The 17,204-nt window shown below is 67.7% G+C and carries 15 protein-coding genes; 9 read left to right on the top strand and 6 right to left on the bottom strand.

The window, feature by feature from the left end:
- Nucleotides 1–17 precede the first annotated feature (17 nt).
- Nucleotides 18–983, bottom strand: coding sequence for a tripartite tricarboxylate transporter substrate-binding protein (locus LCM15_RS09350; protein WP_224855681.1), 966 nt, complete (start codon nucleotides 981–983; stop codon nucleotides 18–20).
- A 144-nt stretch (nucleotides 984–1,127) separates the two neighbouring features.
- On the opposite strand from LCM15_RS09350, the gene LCM15_RS09345 reads away from it, so the two are divergent.
- Together LCM15_RS09345 and LCM15_RS09340 are read left to right on the top strand one after the other, a co-directional pair.
- Nucleotides 1,128–1,589: a MarR family winged helix-turn-helix transcriptional regulator gene (locus tag LCM15_RS09345; RefSeq protein WP_224855679.1), complete on the top strand. Its 462-nt coding sequence runs from the start codon at nucleotides 1,128–1,130 to the stop codon at nucleotides 1,587–1,589.
- Entirely contained in the window at nucleotides 1,586–3,022 is a 1,437-nt protein-coding gene (locus tag LCM15_RS09340; RefSeq protein ID WP_224855677.1) for a sulfatase-like hydrolase/transferase, read from the top strand. The genes LCM15_RS09345 and LCM15_RS09340 overlap by 4 nt, the downstream gene beginning before the upstream one ends.
- Before the next feature lie 356 nt (nucleotides 3,023–3,378).
- Here the strand turns inward: LCM15_RS09340 and LCM15_RS09335 are convergent, their stop codons facing one another.
- Nucleotides 3,379–4,296, bottom strand: coding sequence for an NAD(P)/FAD-dependent oxidoreductase (locus LCM15_RS09335; RefSeq protein WP_224855675.1), 918 nt, complete (start codon nucleotides 4,294–4,296; stop codon nucleotides 3,379–3,381).
- A gap of 129 nt (nucleotides 4,297–4,425) precedes the next feature.
- On the opposite strand from LCM15_RS09335, the gene LCM15_RS09330 reads away from it, so the two are divergent.
- The 6 genes from LCM15_RS09330 to LCM15_RS09305 all read left to right on the top strand — a co-directional run bounded on the left by LCM15_RS09330 (nucleotide 4,426) and on the right by LCM15_RS09305 (nucleotide 11,739).
- Nucleotides 4,426–4,911: an RrF2 family transcriptional regulator gene (locus LCM15_RS09330; RefSeq protein ID WP_224855673.1), complete on the top strand. Its 486-nt coding sequence runs from the start codon at nucleotides 4,426–4,428 to the stop codon at nucleotides 4,909–4,911.
- Nucleotides 4,912–5,095: 184 nt separating this feature from the next.
- Entirely contained in the window at nucleotides 5,096–6,835 is a 1,740-nt protein-coding gene (locus LCM15_RS09325) for a sigma-54-dependent Fis family transcriptional regulator (protein WP_224855671.1), read from the top strand.
- Nucleotides 6,836–6,975: 140 nt separating this feature from the next.
- A complete protein-coding gene (locus LCM15_RS09320) occupies nucleotides 6,976–8,775 on the top strand; it encodes an NAD(P)/FAD-dependent oxidoreductase (protein ID WP_224855669.1) in 1,800 nt (599 codons plus the stop codon).
- 89 nt (nucleotides 8,776–8,864) lie between these two features.
- Entirely contained in the window at nucleotides 8,865–9,917 is a 1,053-nt protein-coding gene (locus tag LCM15_RS09315) for a 2,3-butanediol dehydrogenase (protein ID WP_224855667.1), read from the top strand.
- Nucleotides 9,918–10,321: 404 nt separating this feature from the next.
- Nucleotides 10,322–10,768, top strand: a complete 447-nt coding sequence (locus LCM15_RS09310) for a hypothetical protein (protein ID WP_224855665.1) — start codon at nucleotides 10,322–10,324, stop codon at nucleotides 10,766–10,768.
- A 113-nt stretch (nucleotides 10,769–10,881) separates the two neighbouring features.
- Nucleotides 10,882–11,739 carry an alpha/beta hydrolase gene (locus LCM15_RS09305; RefSeq protein ID WP_224855663.1) on the top strand — a complete coding sequence of 286 codons (858 nt, stop codon included), beginning with the start codon at nucleotides 10,882–10,884 and terminating at the stop codon, nucleotides 11,737–11,739.
- Between the two features lie 251 nt (nucleotides 11,740–11,990).
- Here LCM15_RS09305 and tcuB read toward each other — a convergent pair whose 3' ends face one another.
- From tcuB to LCM15_RS09290, 3 genes are read right to left on the bottom strand one after another with little or no spacing between them, the layout of a single operon-like run.
- Entirely contained in the window at nucleotides 11,991–13,049 is a 1,059-nt protein-coding gene (gene tcuB / locus LCM15_RS09300) for a tricarballylate utilization 4Fe-4S protein TcuB (RefSeq protein ID WP_224855728.1), read from the bottom strand.
- A complete protein-coding gene (tcuA, locus tag LCM15_RS09295) occupies nucleotides 13,039–14,439 on the bottom strand; it encodes an FAD-dependent tricarballylate dehydrogenase TcuA (protein WP_224855661.1) in 1,401 nt (466 codons plus the stop codon). The genes tcuB and tcuA overlap by 11 nt, the downstream gene beginning before the upstream one ends.
- Nucleotides 14,436–15,119 (bottom strand): GntR family transcriptional regulator, encoded by a 684-nt coding sequence (locus tag LCM15_RS09290; RefSeq protein WP_412103281.1) that lies wholly within the window; start codon nucleotides 15,117–15,119, stop codon nucleotides 14,436–14,438. Before LCM15_RS09290 ends, tcuA begins: the two co-directional genes overlap by 4 nt.
- A gap of 104 nt (nucleotides 15,120–15,223) precedes the next feature.
- Here LCM15_RS09290 and LCM15_RS09285 point away from each other — a divergent pair, with 104 nt between their 5' ends.
- Nucleotides 15,224–16,252 carry an AbrB family transcriptional regulator gene (locus tag LCM15_RS09285; protein ID WP_412103285.1) on the top strand — a complete coding sequence of 343 codons (1,029 nt, stop codon included), beginning with the start codon at nucleotides 15,224–15,226 and terminating at the stop codon, nucleotides 16,250–16,252.
- On the opposite strand, the gene LCM15_RS09280 is transcribed toward LCM15_RS09285, so the two are convergent.
- The gene (locus LCM15_RS09280; RefSeq protein ID WP_224855656.1) at nucleotides 16,227–17,201 is read right to left on the bottom strand and encodes a D-2-hydroxyacid dehydrogenase family protein; all 975 of its coding nucleotides are present in this window, start codon (nucleotides 17,199–17,201) and stop codon (nucleotides 16,227–16,229) included. The two genes, LCM15_RS09285 and LCM15_RS09280, sit on opposite strands and share 26 nt — an antisense overlap.
- Between the last annotated feature and the right edge of the window lie 3 nt (nucleotides 17,202–17,204).

The raw sequence follows: 17,204 nt of genomic DNA, 5'->3' as shown, positions 1-17,204 counted from the left end.
GGCTCCGGCGCGCGGGGTTATTCCGAGACCGCCTTGATCAGCTCGGCCGCCTCGGCATTGGCCTTGGTCATGTAGCTGTCGAGATCGTCGCCGGTGCGCACCGCCGGCCCGCCGAAGGCCTTGCTCAGCAGGCCGTTCGCGTCGGTTTCGCTGTCCTCGGCCACGTCGCGGATCGCCTCGCCGAGCGCCTCGCGGGCGGCCGGATCGAGATCGCCCGGCGCGATGAACATGAAGTAGCCGTCGAGCAGGTAGTCGCTGCCCAGCTCGGTGATCATCGGTGCATCGGGACTGTTGGCCAGCGGGGACTCGATGCCGCGCGCGATGTTGACCATCTCGCCCTGCTGCACCGGTCCGGACTGCGCGCCCGCGACCCAGCCGATGTCCACGTCGCCGCCGCGCAGACCGTCCATGACACCCTTGCCGCCGCGCACTTCGACGATGTTGAAGTCGATGCCGACCTGCTGGCCGAGATGCCATGCCATGTCCGCGTGACGGTCGGAGGCGGCGGCAAAGCGGATCGGCGTGCCGGCCTCGGCCGCGCCCATCACCTTGTCCCAGCTGTCGAAATTCCCGTTCGCCATGGCCACGAGCCCAAGCTGGAACTCTGCCGTGGTGGCGAGCGAGGTGAAATTCTCGTAGTCGAAGGCCGGGTCACCGGCGGCCTGCGAGGAATAGGACAGGGTCTCCGACACCACCATGCCGATCGCGGTGCCATCCGCCGGGGCCTTCGCCAGTTCTGCCGCGAGGTTCAGCCCGGAGTTGCCCGGTGCCTGCTGCGGGATGACGGTCCAGCCGAATTTCTCCTCGAGGCCCTGGGCGATCAGGCGGGCCTGCGTGTCCGCGCCGCCCCCGGCGGCAAAGCCCACATACATGGTGATCGGCCCGGGCGGGGTCCACTCGTCTGCCAGCGTGGCGGTCGGGGTCGTGATGGCCGTGGCGCACAGGGTCGCGGCCGCGAGGAGCGGCTTGAAGAAGTGGGTCATGGTGTCCTCCCTTTATGCCTCGACGCTGACTCGGCAAGGTGGAAAAGTCAACGATAAGGTTGACAAGTCCGCCAAACCGGCAAAGCCTTGGCCGCAATGGGAGGACACGACGTGCTAAGTGAGGAAAAGGACGATGCCGAGGCCGTGGCCCGGATCGAAGCGGCGTTTCCGCTGAGTTTCATGATCCATCAGTTGCAGATAAAGCTCGGGGCGCAGGCCCGCGCGCTGATCGCGCAACACGGCGACCTGACGCTGCCGCAATGGCGGATCATCCGGGTGATCGGCATGGACGCCGCCGATGGCTCGACCGCGATCCGCAAGGTTCTGGGGTTCGACAAAAGCCAGTTTTCCAAGACCGTCACCCAGTTGCAGGCCCGCGGTCTGGTCGAGGTGCTCGACCATCCCGTCGACCGGCGGCAGTTCCGGCTGGCGCTGACCGGCGAAGGCCGCGCGGCGCTCGATCGCCTGACGCCAGTGCTGAGCGCACGCAATGAGTATCTCATGCAGGCCCTGTCCCCGGAAGAACGCGCGCTCATCCGACCGGCCCTACAAAAGCTCAGCATCGCGGCCGAGACCACCGACATACCAACTGGAACCGATACATGACCCGCTCGAAGAACCTTCTCGTCATCATGTCCGACGAGCACCAGGCGCGGGCGCTGTCCTGCGCCGGGCATCCGCTCGCGAAGACGCCCAACCTCGACAGGCTGGCGGCGCGGGGCATCCGCTTCACCGATGCCTACACGCCGTCGCCGATCTGCGTGCCGGCGCGGGCGGCCTTTGCCTCCGGGCGCTACGTGCATGACATCCGCCTGTGGGACAACGCCATGCCCTATACCGGCAAGCCGCGCGGCTGGGGCCATGCGCTGCAGGACAAGGGCATCCGCGTCGAGTCCATCGGCAAGCTGCATTACCGCAGCGACGAGGACCCGGCGGGCTTCGACGTCGAACACATCCCGATGCAGGTCGCGGGCGGGGTCGGCATGGTCTGGGGCTCGCTTCGGCGCGAGGACGAGCGCGTGCGCAAGGAGGGCCGGATGCTCGGGCCCTATATTGGCCCCGGCGAGAGCAATTACACCCGCTACGACCAGGCCGTGGTCTCTCGGACCGCGGACTGGCTGGCCGACGCGGGCAACGACCCGTGGTGTCTGTATGTCGGGCTGGTCGCGCCGCACTTTCCACTGATCGTGCCGCAAGAGTATCTCGACATGTACCCGGTCGAGAGCCTGCCGCCCTTCAAGCTGCACACGCTGGACGGCTTCGAGAACCACCCGTGGGTGCAGAAGCAGAACGAGGCGCTGACCGGCGACGACGGCTTCGAGAGCCATGACGAGCGGCTGCTGGCGGCGCGGTGCTACTTTGCGCTGTGCAGTTTTCTCGACGACAACATCGGCAAGCTGATGGAGGCCTTGGAGGCCAACGGCCAGCTCGAGGACACCATGGTGATCTACACCTCGGATCACGGCGACAACGTCGGCGCGCGCGGGCTGTGGGGCAAGTCGAACATGTACGAGGAATCGGTCGCCGTGCCGATGATCGTCGCCGGGCCTGCAGTGCCCGAGGGGCATCGTGGCAGCACCTGCGCCACGCCGGTCAGCCTGCTCGACGTCTCGCAGACGATCATCGACCATTTCGGAGCGACCCTCGAAGGCGACCGGCCCGGCGAGAGCCTGTTCGACATCGCCAGCCGCGAACCGGAGCCGGAGCGCGTGATCTTTTCCGAGTATCACGCGGTGGGCGCGGTCTCGGGGGCCTACATGCTGCGCAAGGGGCGGTGGAAGCTGATCCACTACCACGGGTTCGCGCCGGAGCTTTTCGACCTCGAGGCCGACCCGGAGGAGATCACCAACCGCGCGGCGGATCCCGCCTGTGCCGAGGCGCTGGCCGACCTCTATGCCGCGCTGAACGCGATTTGCGATCCGGCAGCGATGAACGAGCTCGCCTTCGCCGATCAGGACGCATTGATCGCGGGCTATGGCGGGGCAGAGGTCGCCATGAACATGGGCGCACCCGCCGCAACGCCGCCGCCGGAAACCTGACCTCAGGCCCGGGGGGGCTTGAGAGGGCGGAAGGCACGAGCCGCCTGTGGCGCGGCGGGCGGCGCTCCGGCTGTCCAGCGGAGGCTCGATCACGGAGCGGCGCGCGCGTGACGACCAGCTCACCACCATCCGCCCGTGAGCGGATGGTGGTAAGCTGGAGATGCAGCGGCGAAACTGCTCCCGGCGAGCGCGCCAGACGGATCGTCGCTTTTGGCGCATCCAAGCCCCAGCGCCGCGCCGACGCGTCAGGACCTCGGGAACTGTGAGCGCGTCAGCCCGAAGCTGCCAGACGAGGTCTGCGGGCCCTCGGCGCAGATGCCGTTCCGGATGGTCTCGGACGGCCTTAGTGTTCGCCTTCAGCCCGCACCCGTCAGATCGGGATCGAAGATCAGCGACCGGTGCGCGGCGACCCCGGCCATCACGCCTGCCGCCGCGGCCAGCGTCGCGTTGGCCGCCGGGGTGGCGACATCGCCCGCCGCGAACACGCCCGGAACGTTCGTCATCTGCATCGCGTCGACGGCGAGGTAGGGGCCGCTCGGGCCGTCCGTCGACTCGCAGCCGAGCGAGGTGGCAAGGTCGCTCGCCGGGGTGGTCTGCGGGGCGGTGAACAGCGCCGCGATGGGGATCTCGCGCCCATCGGCCAGCCGCACCGCCTCGAGCGCCGGCGCAGGCCCAAAGAGGGACGCTATCGGCGTGTCTTCGATCATGACGCCCCGGTCGGCCAGCGTATGGCGTTGCTCCGGGGTTGGCGCGAAGGCGCCTTGCGTGAAGAGCGTCGTCGGCCCCCAGTCGGGCAGCAGCATCGCCTGATGCATCGCCATCTCGCTTCTCGCCAAAACGCCCACGGGTTGCCGGTTTAGTTCATAGGCATGGCAGTACGGGCAATGCAGCACGCCCGTGCCCCAGCGCTCGGACAGACCCGGCAGGTCCGGCAGCGTGTCGCGCACACCGTAGGCGAGGATCAGCCGCTTGGCTGTGAGCGCATCTCCGGCTGCGAGCGACAGGTGGAAGCCGGCTCCCTGACGGGACGCCTGCACCGCCTCGGCATCTAGGAATGTCACCGTGGGATAGGCGTCAAGCTCGACACGCAGCGCGCCCCTGATGTGCGCGGGGCGTTTGCCATCCTGGCCGGGAAAGCCGTGCGAGGCGGCCGCGTAACGGTTGCGCGGCGCTCCGGTGTCGAGCACGAGCACGTTCCGCCGGGCGCGTGCCAGCTGCATGGCGGCCGAAAGCCCGGCGAAGCTGCCGCCGATGATGATGACGTCGTGATCCATGTGAGGACCCTCCATTTGGCTTAACGCAACACGGCGAGTTACGTGATTCGATAAGGGGGCGCAAGACACGGAACTTGGAGTGTTGCGTGATGCGTGCTAGAGAGCCGGCATTGAGAGAGGATCCCCCCAATGCCCCGCGACCTGCGCCTGTCCCGTATGCTTCACGTGCTCATCCACATGGACCGCCATGTGACGCTCGCGACGTCGGAGCAGATCTCGAAGATGATCTCGACCAATCCGGTGGTGGTGCGCCGGATGATGGGCGGGCTGCGCGAGAGGGGCATCGTCACGTCGGAGAAGGGGCATGGCGGCGGCTGGAAACTGGCCCGCCCGCTGAGCGAGGTCACGCTGCGGGACGTGTACGAGGCCGTCGGCGCGCCGCCCCTGTTCAACATCGGTCCCACCGCGGATCCGTCCGCCTGTCTGGTCGAACAGGCGGTGGACAGCAGGCTCGACGCATCGCTGCGCGAGGCGGAGGCGCACCTGCTGGCGCAGTTCGCCGAGATCCGGGTCGAGGACGTGGCCAAGGACTTCGAAAGCCGCGCCGCCGAGCAGCCCGGTGGCGTCCCGGCCTTTGGCGTTGGGCTCGAGCCGCATTTCGACCCTGACGCATAAGGGGTGGGCCTGAGAGGGAGTGCTCCCGCGTGACGTCAGGCACAGCGGGTCACCGCCCTTAGCCCAATCCACCCGCCCATGAGCAGACCGTCGCTTTCAGATCGACAGGACCGGCCCCTCATACCAAAATCCTGCATTGGCAGAGCAGCTTTTGACTGTACCATGCGGATCAGGGAGAGGTCTGATGATCGAGCGGTATCACGTAGAGGAAATTGCCCAGGTCCTGAATGGTCATGCCTCTGGACGCGACAGTTACGTAGACGCGTCCTGGCGCCGGTGTGTCGAGCTCTATGGTATGGACCCCACCCGCAACGAGCCGGCCCATATCGTGACCGACACGGAATTCCGCACCCATCGTGAGCAGGCCGACTGGATGATCGGGGCGGCGCGGTCCAGCCTGCAGACCCTGTTTAGACAGGTGGCGGGGCAGAATTACGTGCTGCTGCTGGCGGACGCGAAAGGGGTCTGCGTCGACTTCTTCGGCGACAGCCTGTTTGCCGACGAACTGCGCGGGGCAGGGCTCTATCTCGGCTCGAACTGGTCCGAGGATCTTGCCGGGACCTGCGGCGTGGGCGCTTGCATCGTCACCGGCGAGCCGGTCACGGTCCATCAGGACGATCATTTCGGCAATGCCCATACCGCACTTTCGTGTACCTCCGCTCCGATCTACGACAGCCTCGGGCAACTGGCCGCGGTGCTCGACATCTCGCTGCTGCGCTCGCCCTCGCCGAAAAGCAGCCAGAACCTCGCCATGTCTCTGGTGACGGCTGCGGCGCGGCGGGTCGAGATGGCCAACCTGATGGCCGCGAGCCGTCGCGAATGGGTGTTGAGGTTCTCCTCCAGCCCGGAGTTCCTCGATGTGGACCCGGAATGCGCGGTCGCTCTTGACGGCTCGGGCCGGGTGATCGGGGCCACCCATGCCGCCACCCGGATGCTCGCGCGCGGGGGGCAGCTGATCGGAGAACGGATCGACGGTCTGCTCGGGATCGGCGTCGACGATCTTCCGGACCTGATGCGCGATCGCCCGACCGAAGAGCGTGTCGTGGCGCTTGGCGATGGCGGTGCGGTCTTCGGTCACGCGATCGCGCCACAGGCCCCGCGTCGGCCAGCGGGGGCGCGGGTCTCGCGCGGCTCCGCCGGCGTCCTGACCGGGTTTGCGGGCAGCGATCCCGGCATGGACCGCCTCCTGTCGCGGGTCGAGCGGCTTGCGCCTACGGAGGTTCCGCTGCTGCTCTGCGGCGAGAGCGGCAGTGGCAAGACAAAGCTCGCCCGCGCCGTTCACATGGCCTCGCGGCGGGGCGGGTTCGTCACGCTGGACTGCGCCGGGATGCCGGCCGACGAGATGGCCTCGGTGGTCGAGGCGCAGCCCCGGCCGGCGACGCTGCTGCTTCGGCGGATCGAGGATTTGTCCGAGACGGCCGCCCTTGCGCTGCCCGGCCTTCTGGATGCGCATCCCGACCTGCGAGCGATCGCAACCAGCGGCCTCGCGCCAAGTGCGCTTCTGTCGCACGACATCCTGCCCTCCGCGCTCTATCACCGGCTCGCCGGGGCCGTCTTCGAGCTGCCGCCCTTGCGCGAGCGGCAGGATCTTGGCTGGCTGATCGAGCGGCTGCTGCGGCGGCGGTCGGGCGGCGAGATGCGTCTCACGCCCTCGGCCCGCGCGGAGCTGATGGCCCGCGACTGGCCGGGCAACCTGCGCGAGCTGGGCAATGTGCTCGACGTGGCCTGTGCCCTGGCCGAAGGCTCGGTGATCGATCTGCCGGATTTGCCCGAGCCACCCTGTGCCTGCGACCCTGAGCCGAGCCTCGAGACCGTGCTCGACGCCTGCAACTGGAACATGGCCCGCGCCGCTCGGCGGCTGGGGGTCAACCGCTCGACGGTGCTGCGCCGGATCCGCAAGGAAGGGTTGCGCGCGCCGAAGTGACGCGTTGCGCGGCGTTGCGTTTGCAACATGCTGCGCTGCTGCAAGCTCGCAGACAGCCAAAACTGTCGGATTCACGTGGCCCGAGGGCGGTCGGGCTCGCCACACTCTCCTCATCACATTGCCTATGAGGAGGATATGCAATGCTCGACTCGACCGTCACCGCCGAGGTGCAGGATATGCTCGACAGCCTGAACGCCGCCCTTGAGCAGGGCGACGCGCAGGCGGCCAGTGCGCTCTTTGCCACCGACAGCTACTGGCGCGACCTGGTCGCCGTTACCTGGAACCTGAAGACAGTGGAGGGGCCCGCCGGCGTGCAGGACATGCTTACGGCTCAGCTCAAGCACACCAAGCCGCACGGCTTTGCCATCCAGCAGGGGGAGCTTCCCGCCGAGGAGGGAGGTGTCATCACGACGTGGATCACCTTCGAGACCGCGACCGGGCGGGGCTGGGGACTGATGCGCCTGAAGGACGGCCGCATTTGGACGTTGCTCACCACGCTGCAAGAGCTGAAGGGGTTCGAGGAGAACCGCGGCAAGCGCCGCCCGATGGGGGCCGAGCACGAGGCCGCGAAGAACCGCAAGTCGTGGTCGGAAAAGCGTGAGGCGGAAGCGGCGGAGCTGGGCTACACCGAGCAGCCCTACACCGTGATCATCGGCGGCGGGCAGGGCGGCATCGCGCTTGGCGCGCGGCTGCGCCAGCTCGGCGTGCCGACCATCGTGCTCGACAAGCATGACCGCCCCGGCGACCAGTGGCGCTCGCGGTACAAGTCGCTCTGCCTGCACGATCCGATCTGGTACGACCACCTGCCGTATATCAAGTTTCCCGACAACTGGCCGGTCTTCACACCCAAGGACAAGGTCGGCGACTGGCTCGAGATGTACACCAAGGTCATGGAGCTCAACTACTGGACCCGGTCCGAGGTGCAGAAGGCCAGCTTCGACGAGGCGTCCGGGACGTGGGAGGTCAAGGTGAACCGCGACGGCGAGGAGGTCACGCTGCGCCCCACCCAGCTGGTGCTCGCCACCGGCATGTCGGGCAAGGCGAACATGCCGAAGTTCCCCGGCATGGAGGACTTCAAGGGCACCATCCAGCATTCCTCGCAGCACGACGGTCCGGACGCGTGGAGCGGCAAGAAGGTGGTGGTCGTGGGCTCCAACAACTCGGCGCACGACATCTGCGCCGCGCTGTGGGAGGCCGATGCCGATGTGACGATGGTGCAGCGCAGTTCCACCCATATCGTCAAGTCCGACAGCCTGATGGAGATCGGCCTCGGCGCGCTCTACTCCGAGGACGCCGTCGCCAGCGGCATGACGACTGAGAAGGCCGACATGGTCTTTGCCTCGCTGCCCTACCGCATCATGCACGAGTTCCAGATCCCGCTCTACGACCAGATGAAGGAGCGCGACGCCGAGTTCTACGCCGGGCTCGAACGGGCCGGGTTCGATCTCGATTGGGGCGATGACGGCTCGGGGCTGTTCATGAAGTATCTCCGCCGCGGCTCGGGCTACTACATCGACGTGGGCGCCAGCCAGCTTATCATCGATGGCGAGGTGAAGCTGGTGAAGGGGCAGGTGGAGCGCTTCGACGAGACCGGCGTGGTGCTGGCCGACGGGACGCATCTCGAGGCCGATCTCGTGGTGATGGCGACGGGCTACGGCAGCATGAACGGCTGGGCCGCCGATCTCATTAGCCCGGAGGTGGCCGACAAGGTCGGCAAGGTCTGGGGCCTCGGCTCGGACACCACCAAGGACCCCGGCCCCTGGGAGGGCGAGCAGCGCAACATGTGGAAGCCGACCCAGCAGGAGAACCTCTGGTTCCACGGCGGCAACCTGCACCAGTCGCGCCACTACTCGCTGTACCTGGCGCTTCAGTTGAAGGCCCGGATGGAAGGCATCGACACGCCTGTCTACGGGCGTCAGGAGGTGCATCACCTGTCGTGATGGCCCTCCCGGCGCGCCGTGAGCGGCGCGTCCAGCGCCCGGCCTCTCCTCCCGCCGGGCGCCCCCTTTTCTGACATTGGAGAACAGACATGAAAGCAGCACGTTGGCATGGCGTGGAGGATATCCGCGTCGAGGACATTCCGGAGCCGACGCCGAAGGCGGGCGAAGTGAAGGTCAAGGTGGCATGGACCGGGATCTGCGGCAGCGACCTGCACGAATACCTGGCCGGCCCGATCTTCGTCCCGGTGGACGAAGACCACCCGCTGAGCCACGACAAGGCGCCGATCACCATGGGGCACGAGTATTGCGGCACGGTCACCGAGCTGGGCGACGGCGTCACCGACCTCGCGATCGGCGACCGCGTGGCGATCGAGCCGATCTTTGCCTGCGGGACCTGTCCGGCCTGCCTGGAGGGCAAGTACAACCTCTGCGACAGCCTCGGCTTCGTGGGCCTCTCCGGCGGCCATGGTGGTTTTGCCGCGCACAGCGTCGTGCCCGCGCGCATGGTCCACAAGATGCCCGATGACCTGTCGATGGAACAGGGCGCGCTGGTCGAGCCGGCTGCGGTTGCCCTGCATGCCGTGCGGCTGTCCAAGATCAAGGCGGGGGACAAGGCAGCCGTCTTCGGGGCCGGGCCCATCGGCCTTCTGGTCGTCGAGGCGCTGCGCGTCGCGGGGGCGTCGGAAATCCACGTGGTCGAGCCATCCGAGGTGCGCCGCCAGAAGGCGCTCGATCTGGGCGCGACCTCGGTCATCGACCCGACGGAGAGCGACGCGGTCGACACGATCCGTGCCGCCACCGGAGGCGTGCACGTCGCCTTCGAGGTGACGGGCGTGCCGCAGGTGCTGCCTCAGTGCATCGACGCCACACGCCACGAGGGACAGGTTTTGATCGTGTCGATCTGGGAGAAGGAGGCGTCCTTCCAGCCCAACACGGCGGTTCTCAAGGAGCGCCAGCTGCAGGGGACCATCGCCTATCGCAACGTCTACCCCGCGGTCATGGCGCTGATGACACAAGGGTACTTCAGCGCGGACCAGCTCGTCACCAAGCGCATCGCGCTCGACGACATCGTGGCAGAGGGCTTCGAGGCGTTGGTCGCGGAGAAGTCCCACGTCAAGATCCTCGTCGAAGCGCCCGACTGATGGGGTGAACGGCATCCCGCCCGGCCGCCTGCTCGAGCAACGGCGGCCGGGGGCGGGGGGCTGATCGCCACCACCGTACGGGGTGACCTGCCGGGCCGTTGGCGTAGGAATAGGTATTGGGGGGCGTCCGAACAGGCGCCCCCTTGTCACACTCGGACTGGACGCCGCGCGGTAGGCCTTGCAGGTGGCGTCTATCATCACGGTCTTCTTTTCGCCGTGCCGGCTGCCCCTCCCACCATCATTTCTACGAAGACACCCCGCTCGTGGCCGCGCTCGGACCGGTGGCGTTTGCCACTCACCTCCACCGCTTCCAACGATTGTAGAGCGTCCGTCGCGGGGCGCTTGGATGCACATACTCAGAGGCAATCGCATATTTGGCTGACCCGAACCGGAAGGCCACGCCGATGTCGCCGACCGATTCCGCCACGCTGTCGCGCGCTTTCATTGCCGACGAAGGCAAGGACACGACCCCCAGATTATGGCAGATGAACCACCATCGTATCAAGCCGATCGCCGCGAAACTCGGGCAGGTTCTCGAGCCGGCGGAGCGCATCGAATTCTATCGGCTTTACCTTCGGCGCGCCAAGTTCGCACCCGCGGTGCCGCAGGGCGAGATCCCCCTGCTGATCGAAGGATACAGGCAGCTGGTGCCCCATGACCGGTCCCGGGCCCCTGCCGTTTCGGAGATTGACTGGGCTTTATCTCTTCGGCTTCGACGCGGTCGGCTCTGGGCCGCGTGCGCCAAGCCGATGCCACTTGCAGGGCCGGTGATGATCGCAAGGCTGCCTTCGATATCGAGGTTTGTGATACAGGTCCCCTCTCTGCCCGGGATACAGCAAGACTCGGCATGACGTGTTTCCGTGCGCCCCTCGGGAACCCAACGGCGCCCCGCGCCTTGATCTCTACAAGTCGACGACCTTCCCCGATCCACGGACATGCGTCCCTCAGCCGAATTGACCCGAAAATGACAGAGCGCGCCCAAGCCTCCCCCCTCGACCGCCGACCAAAGACAGAGGCAGAGCTGCGCGATCGCATCGCGGCCTGCCCGATTTCGGGCTCTGCCCAGCAAATGCGGCGGGCCTTCGCGACACTGGCTGGCCCGCAACCCCACCTGTCCGAGATCACGCGGGGCGGGCGGCGGTGTCTGGTGGTCGGCGAGGGGCCGGAAATCGTCTGGTTTCACGGGGGTGGCTATGTCTTTGGGGCGCCCGAAACCCATGCCACCCTGGCGACCGCTCTGGCCGCGCACGGCCTGCGCGTGGTCCTGCCCGATTACCGCCTCGCGCCGGAAGATCCCTGGCCCGCGATGTTGGAGGACGCCCACGCGGTCCTCTCCGACAGCGGGCCGGTGGTAGCGGGCGGCGACAGCGCCGGGGGGCATCTCGCGCTGGTCGCGGCGCAGACCGGCGCGGATCTCAAGGGGCTCGCGCTCGTCTCGCCCAACACCGATCGCAGCGGGGCGAGCCAGACGCGCGGGCGCGAGAGCGACGCCATGAACGACGATGCCAGCGATGCGGCCCTCGCGCGGCAGGCCATGCCCGACCGGAGCGGCAAGGACCCGGCCGCGTCGCCCCTTCTTGGCGAGCTGGCGGGCCTTCCCCCCGTTCATCTCGAGGCCGTGGGCGCGGAGATCCTTTTGGACGACTCGCTGCTTCTGGCACGGGCGATGGCCCTGGCCGATTGCGAGGTGTCGCTGCATGTCACTCCCGGCCTCATGCACATGCACACCCTCTGGCCGGATTGCCTGCCGGAAGGCGCGGCAAGTCTGGCACGCATTGCCGCGTTCGAACGGCGCCAGAGCGGGGCAGCGCAGGCGGGCTGACATCCCCGTCGACACGGGTGGAGCCTCGTCGGTGGTCGGGTTTTGTAGTGCGCCCATACGGTCTGAAGGTGCCACGAGCAGCCACGGCGTCTGGGTGCCCTTCGCAGGTCGGTGGGGCCGGTGAAACCCGCCCGAATAGAGCTTGGGGATCAGAACTCGTTCTCTCTCAGCCGGGAGACGAAGCCCGCGGCCCTCCCGGTTGCCGAGACGACGGTTTGCGGGGGCAGGTCAGACCTGCCCCCGAACCTAGATCATCCTCGTTGTGCATCGACCGCGAGCGCGGCGAGGCGATAGAAGCCGTGCGCCATCTTGGTGAAGGGCATCAGCAGGAAGAAGCCCAGCACCGCGCCCAGATGGATGGCGAGAAGCGCAGGCATGGCCGGGGTCTGGCCGAGGGCATAGAGCACCAGCCCGCTCAGTCCGACGAAGCCCAGCAGTCCGACAAAGGCGATCTCGCCGCCGAAGGCACCGCTCGCGCCAAGCGTGCGCTCGGAGCGCAGCTTCAGCCGGACCATCTCGAAACAGCCCGCCACCAGCAGCAGCCCGCCGGACAGGCCCAGCAGTTTCGGCAGCGACAGAAGCGGGTAGGGGGCGGGCATGTTCAGCGCGTAATGCATGACAGTGGCCACGCTGGTCGAGGCAAAGCACAGAAGGAACCCGTACATGACCGCCTGATGCACCGCGCGGCGGGCGTGGCTGAAGCGGTCCTCGTCCTCGAAATTGCAGCCGTCGCCATGGCCGCCCTTGAGGTTCTTCATGCTGGCGGCCTGCCGGACCGCCTGCACGAGATGCGCCAGTTTCAGCGGCTTTGCTCCGACCCGGCGCCAGTAGCGGCGCAGGCTGATGGCGATGCTGAGCAGCGGGAACAGGAAGGCGGGAAGGAAGATGGCCACCATCGCGTTGTGCGACAGGACCGCGTAGAAGCCCTCGCCGCCCTGGCTTGCCAGGGCCTTTGCCGCCCAGAACAGCAGGGCGAAGCCGGTCACCGTGGCAAGGGCGATCATCAGGCCGTTCTTCTGGAACGCCTTGCCTGCTGCCTTCGGGAAGGCGAGCTCTTCCCAGCTGTCCTGCCGCACATCGGCCAGCGCTTGTGGCAGGTTCAGGTCGAACTCGTGCGGGGCGGTGTACTGGCAGGCGTAATAGCAGCCCCGGCAGTTGTGGCACAGGTTCGCCAGCTGCGTGAGGTCGCCGTCGGAAAAGGCGCGCTCCGCGTGCAGGGCCGGAAAGACCGAACAATAGCCCTCGCAATAACGGCAGGCGTTGCAGACCTCGGCCTGCCGGCGCGCCTCCTGAAGCAGATCAGTTTGCATGTGCATATGCGGCGGCCTCCTTGCCTGCGATGCGTCCGAAGACGGTGCCGATGGTCATGCCAAACCCGGCGAGATAGCCCTGACCGAGGATCGAGCCGGCCATGGTTTCGCCCGCCGCCCACAGGTTGGACACCGGGCGGTTGCCGATGGAGCATTGCGCGTTCTCGTCGACCTTCAGCCCGAGATAGGTGAAGGTCACGCCGGTGCGCAGGGAATAGCCGTAGAACGGCGCCTCGGTGATCGGGCGGGCCCAGTTGGTCTTTGGCGGGGTCAGGCCGGTGGTGCTGACGCCGTCCAGCTCGGTCGGGTGAAAGCCCGACGTGTCGCCGCAGGCGGCGTTGAACTCGGCCACGGTCTGCGCCAGCGCGTCGGCGGGCAGGCCCATCTTGTCGGCCAGCTCTTCGAGCGTGTCGGCCTTGATCGGCGGGAAGACCGAGGGCATGAACAGGTTGAGCGACTTGGCGTCGATGATGACATAGCCCACCTGGTCTGGCTGCGCCGCGACGAGGCGCCCCCAGATGGCGTAGCGTTTGGGCCAGACATCCTCGCCCTCGTCGTAGAACCGCCGGGCCTCCTTGTTCACCACGATCGAGAAGGGCACGCAGTCGAGCCGGGTGACGATGCCGCCGTCGAATTTCGGAGCGCGCCCGTCGATGGCGACTGCGTGGCACTGCGTCGGATCGCCTACTTGCTCGATCCCCTGATCGAGCAGGTCGGCCAGCACCACGCCGCGATTGTAGGGCGTGCCACGAATGAGAAAGTTCTTGGCCGCCGGGCCCCAGGCGCGGGCCAGCCAGTCGGTGTCGGCCTGAAACCCGCCCGAGGCCACGACGACCGATTTCGGCGTCAGGCGGTGGGTCTCGTCCCCTTGGGTGTACTCGACATATGCGACCCGACCGTCGGCCAGCTCCAGATGGGTGACGGCAGCCTCGTATTTCACCTCGACGCCGAGGGCCTCGGCAGTGCGGTAATAGGCATTCACAAGGCTCTTGCCGCCGCCGAGGAAGAAGGCGTTGGTGCGCGCCAGCGACAGCGTGCCCGACAGCGAGGGCTGAAAGCGCACGCCATGCGCTTCCATCCACGGCAGGCAGTCTTCCGAGCTGCGGATCGCGAGGCGGGCCAGCCCCTCATGGGTCTTGCCGCCGGTGACCTTGAGCAGGTCGGCGAGGTATTCCTCTTCGGTATAGCTGTCGACCAGCGGGCCGAGCGGGCCGTGATGCATACAGCGGAAATTGCGCGTGTGGCGGGAATTGCCGCCGCGATAGGGCTTCGGGGCGGTTTCCAGGATCAGCACGCTGGCGCCCGCCTCGGCGGCGGTGATCGCCGCGCAAAGCGCCGCATTGCCGCCGCCGATGACAAGGATGTCGGGGCTCGAAACAGGAGCGGTCACAAGAGGTCTCCGTCATATCCGGGGGAACGGTTGGGCAGGGCGCGAAGCGCGCGGACGCGCACGCGCTGCGCCGCTTCGATATGGGCGCGCATGGCGGTCTCGGCGCGCGCGCCGTCGCGCGCCTGGATGGCGTCCAGCACCTCGAAATGCTCTTCGACGGCCTTGTGCGCACGGTCCGGCTCGGTCAGCGTGGTCGGGCCGAGGATCATCAGCGCCTTTTGCAGAACGTGGATGGACCGGGCCAAGAACCGGTTCTTGGCCGCGTCCAGCAGGGCGGCATGGAACTGGCGGTTCAGCACGAAGGCGTCCGGCGCATCGCCGAGCTCGGCCATCTGCCGGTTCATGTCCGCCAGCTCCTCGATCTCGATATCCGACGCAGCGCGGGCGGCCAGCCGCGCGGCCGTCCCCTCGAGCACGGCGCGCATTTCGTAAAGCTCCATCACCTCGGCGTAATCCAGCGTGCGGACGCTGGCGCCCTGGCGGGGAAGGTGGGTGACGATGCCATCCGCCTCGAGCTGGCGAATCGCCTCGCGGACCGGGGTGCGCGACACGCCGAGACGCTCTGCAAGATCTGTCTCGCGCAGCCGGTCGCCCGGGTTGAGGCGGCCGTCGCGCAGCTCGGCGATCAGGCGGGCATAGGCGGTGTTGCCCTGCGGGGTGCTGTCATCTTCGGTGGTCACGCGACTCTCCATCGACTATTGTATCCACGTGGATACAATAGTATTCAAGATCGGGTCAAGCGAGGCTGGAGGCGGGTTTGCGCAAACATCTATTCACACAGGCCATGGGCCGCAGGCTCCTGACATTCGCCCTCGCGGCGGCAGGGACGGGGCTGTTCTGGCTGCTTGGCCTGCCGCTGCCCTTCCTGTTCGGGCCGATGAGCTTCTGCCTCGCGGGGGCGCTCGCACATGCGCCGCTCAAGGGGTTCGGGCAGGTGTCGGTCGCGGCGCGCACCATCCTCGGGGTGGCGGTGGGGGCGTCGATCACGCCGACGGTCATCGCCGAGTTGCCGCGGATGGCGGCGTCCATCGCGCTGATCCCGCTCTTCATCGCGGTGATCGCGCTGGTCGGCGTGCCGTTCTTTCGCAAAGTCTGGGGGTTCGATGGCCCCACCGCCTATTACGCGGCGATGCCGGGCGGGCTTCAGGACATGGTGATCTTCGGCACCGAGGCCGGGGCCAGCCCCAGGGTGCTGGCGCTGGTGCACGGCACGCGGGTGCTGTTCATCGTGACGCTGGCGCCGTTCATCCTGAGCCATTTCTACGGCGCGCCGCTGACCAATCCGATCGGCAGCCCGGTCGCGGACCTGCCGTGGTACGAACTGGTCATCATGGCAGCCGCGGCCTTCATCGGCTGGAAGGGCGGCGAGCGTGTCGGCCTCTTCGGCGCGTCGATCCTCGGGCCGATGATCGTCACCGCGACGCTGTCGCTGTCCGGGGTGATCCACTTCCGCCCGCCGGCCGAGGCGATCCTCGCGGCGCAGTTCTTCATCGGTTGCGGCATCGGGGTGCAGTTCCTCGGCGTGACCCTGCGCGAGCTGACCCGCGTCGTGGCGGCGGGCGTGGCCTATGTGGTGGTGCTCTCGGTGCTGGCGGCGGGCTTTTCCGGCATCGTCTCGGGGCTGGGCCTCGGCGATCCGGTGGCCGCCTTCCTCGCCTTCGCGCCAGGCGGTCAGGCCGAGATGACCGTGCTTGCCATCGTGACGGGCGCGGACCTGGGGTTCGTCATCACCCACCATCTGACGCGCATCGTCATCGTGATCGTGGGGGCTCCGATACTTGCCGGGCTCATCGCCCGTAGGCGGAGGGATTGACCATGTGGATCGGCGCGCCCGCGGCGTAGGCGTTCACCTGCTCGAAGATGTCGGTGAACTGGCTGTCAAATTCGTCTTCGGTGACAAAGCCGATATGCGGCGTCGCGATCAGGTTCGGATGCGCCAGCAGCGGGTCCCCGGGATCGGTGAGCGGCTCGGTGTCGAAGACATCGACCGCGGCCATGGCGGGGCGGCCCGCGTCGAGGCCCGCCAGCAGCGCGCCCGGCGAGATCAGCCCGGCGCGCGAGGTGTTCACCAGCACCGAGCGCGGCGCCATCTGCGCTAGGTCGTCGGCGGTGACGATGCCGCGGGTCTGCGGCGTCAGGCGCATGTGCAGCGACAGCACCTCGCTTTGCGCGAAGAAGGCCTCGCGGCTTTCGGCAACGGTCTCGCCCGCCGCCGTGGCACGGGCGCGTCCCTCGTCCGAGGCCCACCACTGCACCGGCATTCCGAAGGCGCGGGCATAGTCCGCCACCGCCCGGCCGATCCGCCCGTAGCCGTAAAGCCCCAGCGTCCGGCCACGCAGCGTGCGCCCGACGCCGGTCTGCCAAGTGCCCGCCTTGGCGCTGGCCATCTGCTGCGGCAACTGCCGCATCGCGGCGAGGATCAGCGCGAAGGTCAGCTCGGCGGCGGCGTAGTTGGCGCCGTCCGCGCCGGTGTTGGAGCACAGCAGCACGCCCTGCTCGGTGCAGGCGTCGACATCCACATGCGGCCAGGCACTGCGCTGCGAGATCAGCCGCAGGTTCGGCAGCCGCTCCAGCAGGCTGCGCGTGATGCGCGTGCGCTCGCGGAAGAGAACGACGCATTCGGCCCCGGCGAGGCGCGCGGCGAGCGTGTCCTCGTCGGGGGCGGCATCGGTCCAGACCGTGACCTCGTGGCCGTCAAGCAGGCGGAAGCAGGGCAGCCCCTGCAGCGTGTCGAACCAGTCGTCGAGAATATGGACCTTCATGCC

Source organism: Salipiger bermudensis (assembly GCF_020171625.1).
GTDB lineage: Bacteria > Pseudomonadota > Alphaproteobacteria > Rhodobacterales > Rhodobacteraceae > Salipiger > Salipiger bermudensis_B.
Note: the sequence above shows the minus strand (reverse complement) of the source record. Positions and strands in the feature narration are given on the sequence as shown.

Bases quoted from the DNA above. Each gene is read 5' to 3' on its own strand.
- LCM15_RS09350 (WP_224855681.1), bottom strand. From the start codon at position 983: ATGACCCACTTCTTCAAGCCGCTCCTCGCGGCCGCGACCCTGTGCGCC.
- LCM15_RS09340 (WP_224855677.1), top strand. From the start codon at position 1,586: ATGACCCGCTCGAAGAACCTTCTCGTCATCATGTCCGACGAGCACCAG.
- LCM15_RS09335 (WP_224855675.1), bottom strand. From the start codon at position 4,296: ATGGATCACGACGTCATCATCATCGGCGGCAGCTTCGCCGGGCTTTCG.
- LCM15_RS09330 (WP_224855673.1), top strand. From the start codon at position 4,426: ATGCCCCGCGACCTGCGCCTGTCCCGTATGCTTCACGTGCTCATCCAC.
- LCM15_RS09325 (WP_224855671.1), top strand. From the start codon at position 5,096: ATGATCGAGCGGTATCACGTAGAGGAAATTGCCCAGGTCCTGAATGGT.
- LCM15_RS09320 (WP_224855669.1), top strand. From the start codon at position 6,976: ATGCTCGACTCGACCGTCACCGCCGAGGTGCAGGATATGCTCGACAGC.
- LCM15_RS09315 (WP_224855667.1), top strand. From the start codon at position 8,865: ATGAAAGCAGCACGTTGGCATGGCGTGGAGGATATCCGCGTCGAGGAC.
- LCM15_RS09310 (WP_224855665.1), top strand. From the start codon at position 10,322: ATGTCGCCGACCGATTCCGCCACGCTGTCGCGCGCTTTCATTGCCGAC.
- LCM15_RS09305 (WP_224855663.1), top strand. From the start codon at position 10,882: ATGACAGAGCGCGCCCAAGCCTCCCCCCTCGACCGCCGACCAAAGACA.
- tcuB (WP_224855728.1), bottom strand. From the start codon at position 13,049: ATGCAAACTGATCTGCTTCAGGAGGCGCGCCGGCAGGCCGAGGTCTGC.
- LCM15_RS09285 (WP_412103285.1), top strand. From the start codon at position 15,224: ATGGGCCGCAGGCTCCTGACATTCGCCCTCGCGGCGGCAGGGACGGGG.
- LCM15_RS09280 (WP_224855656.1), bottom strand. From the start codon at position 17,201: ATGAAGGTCCATATTCTCGACGACTGGTTCGACACGCTGCAGGGGCTG.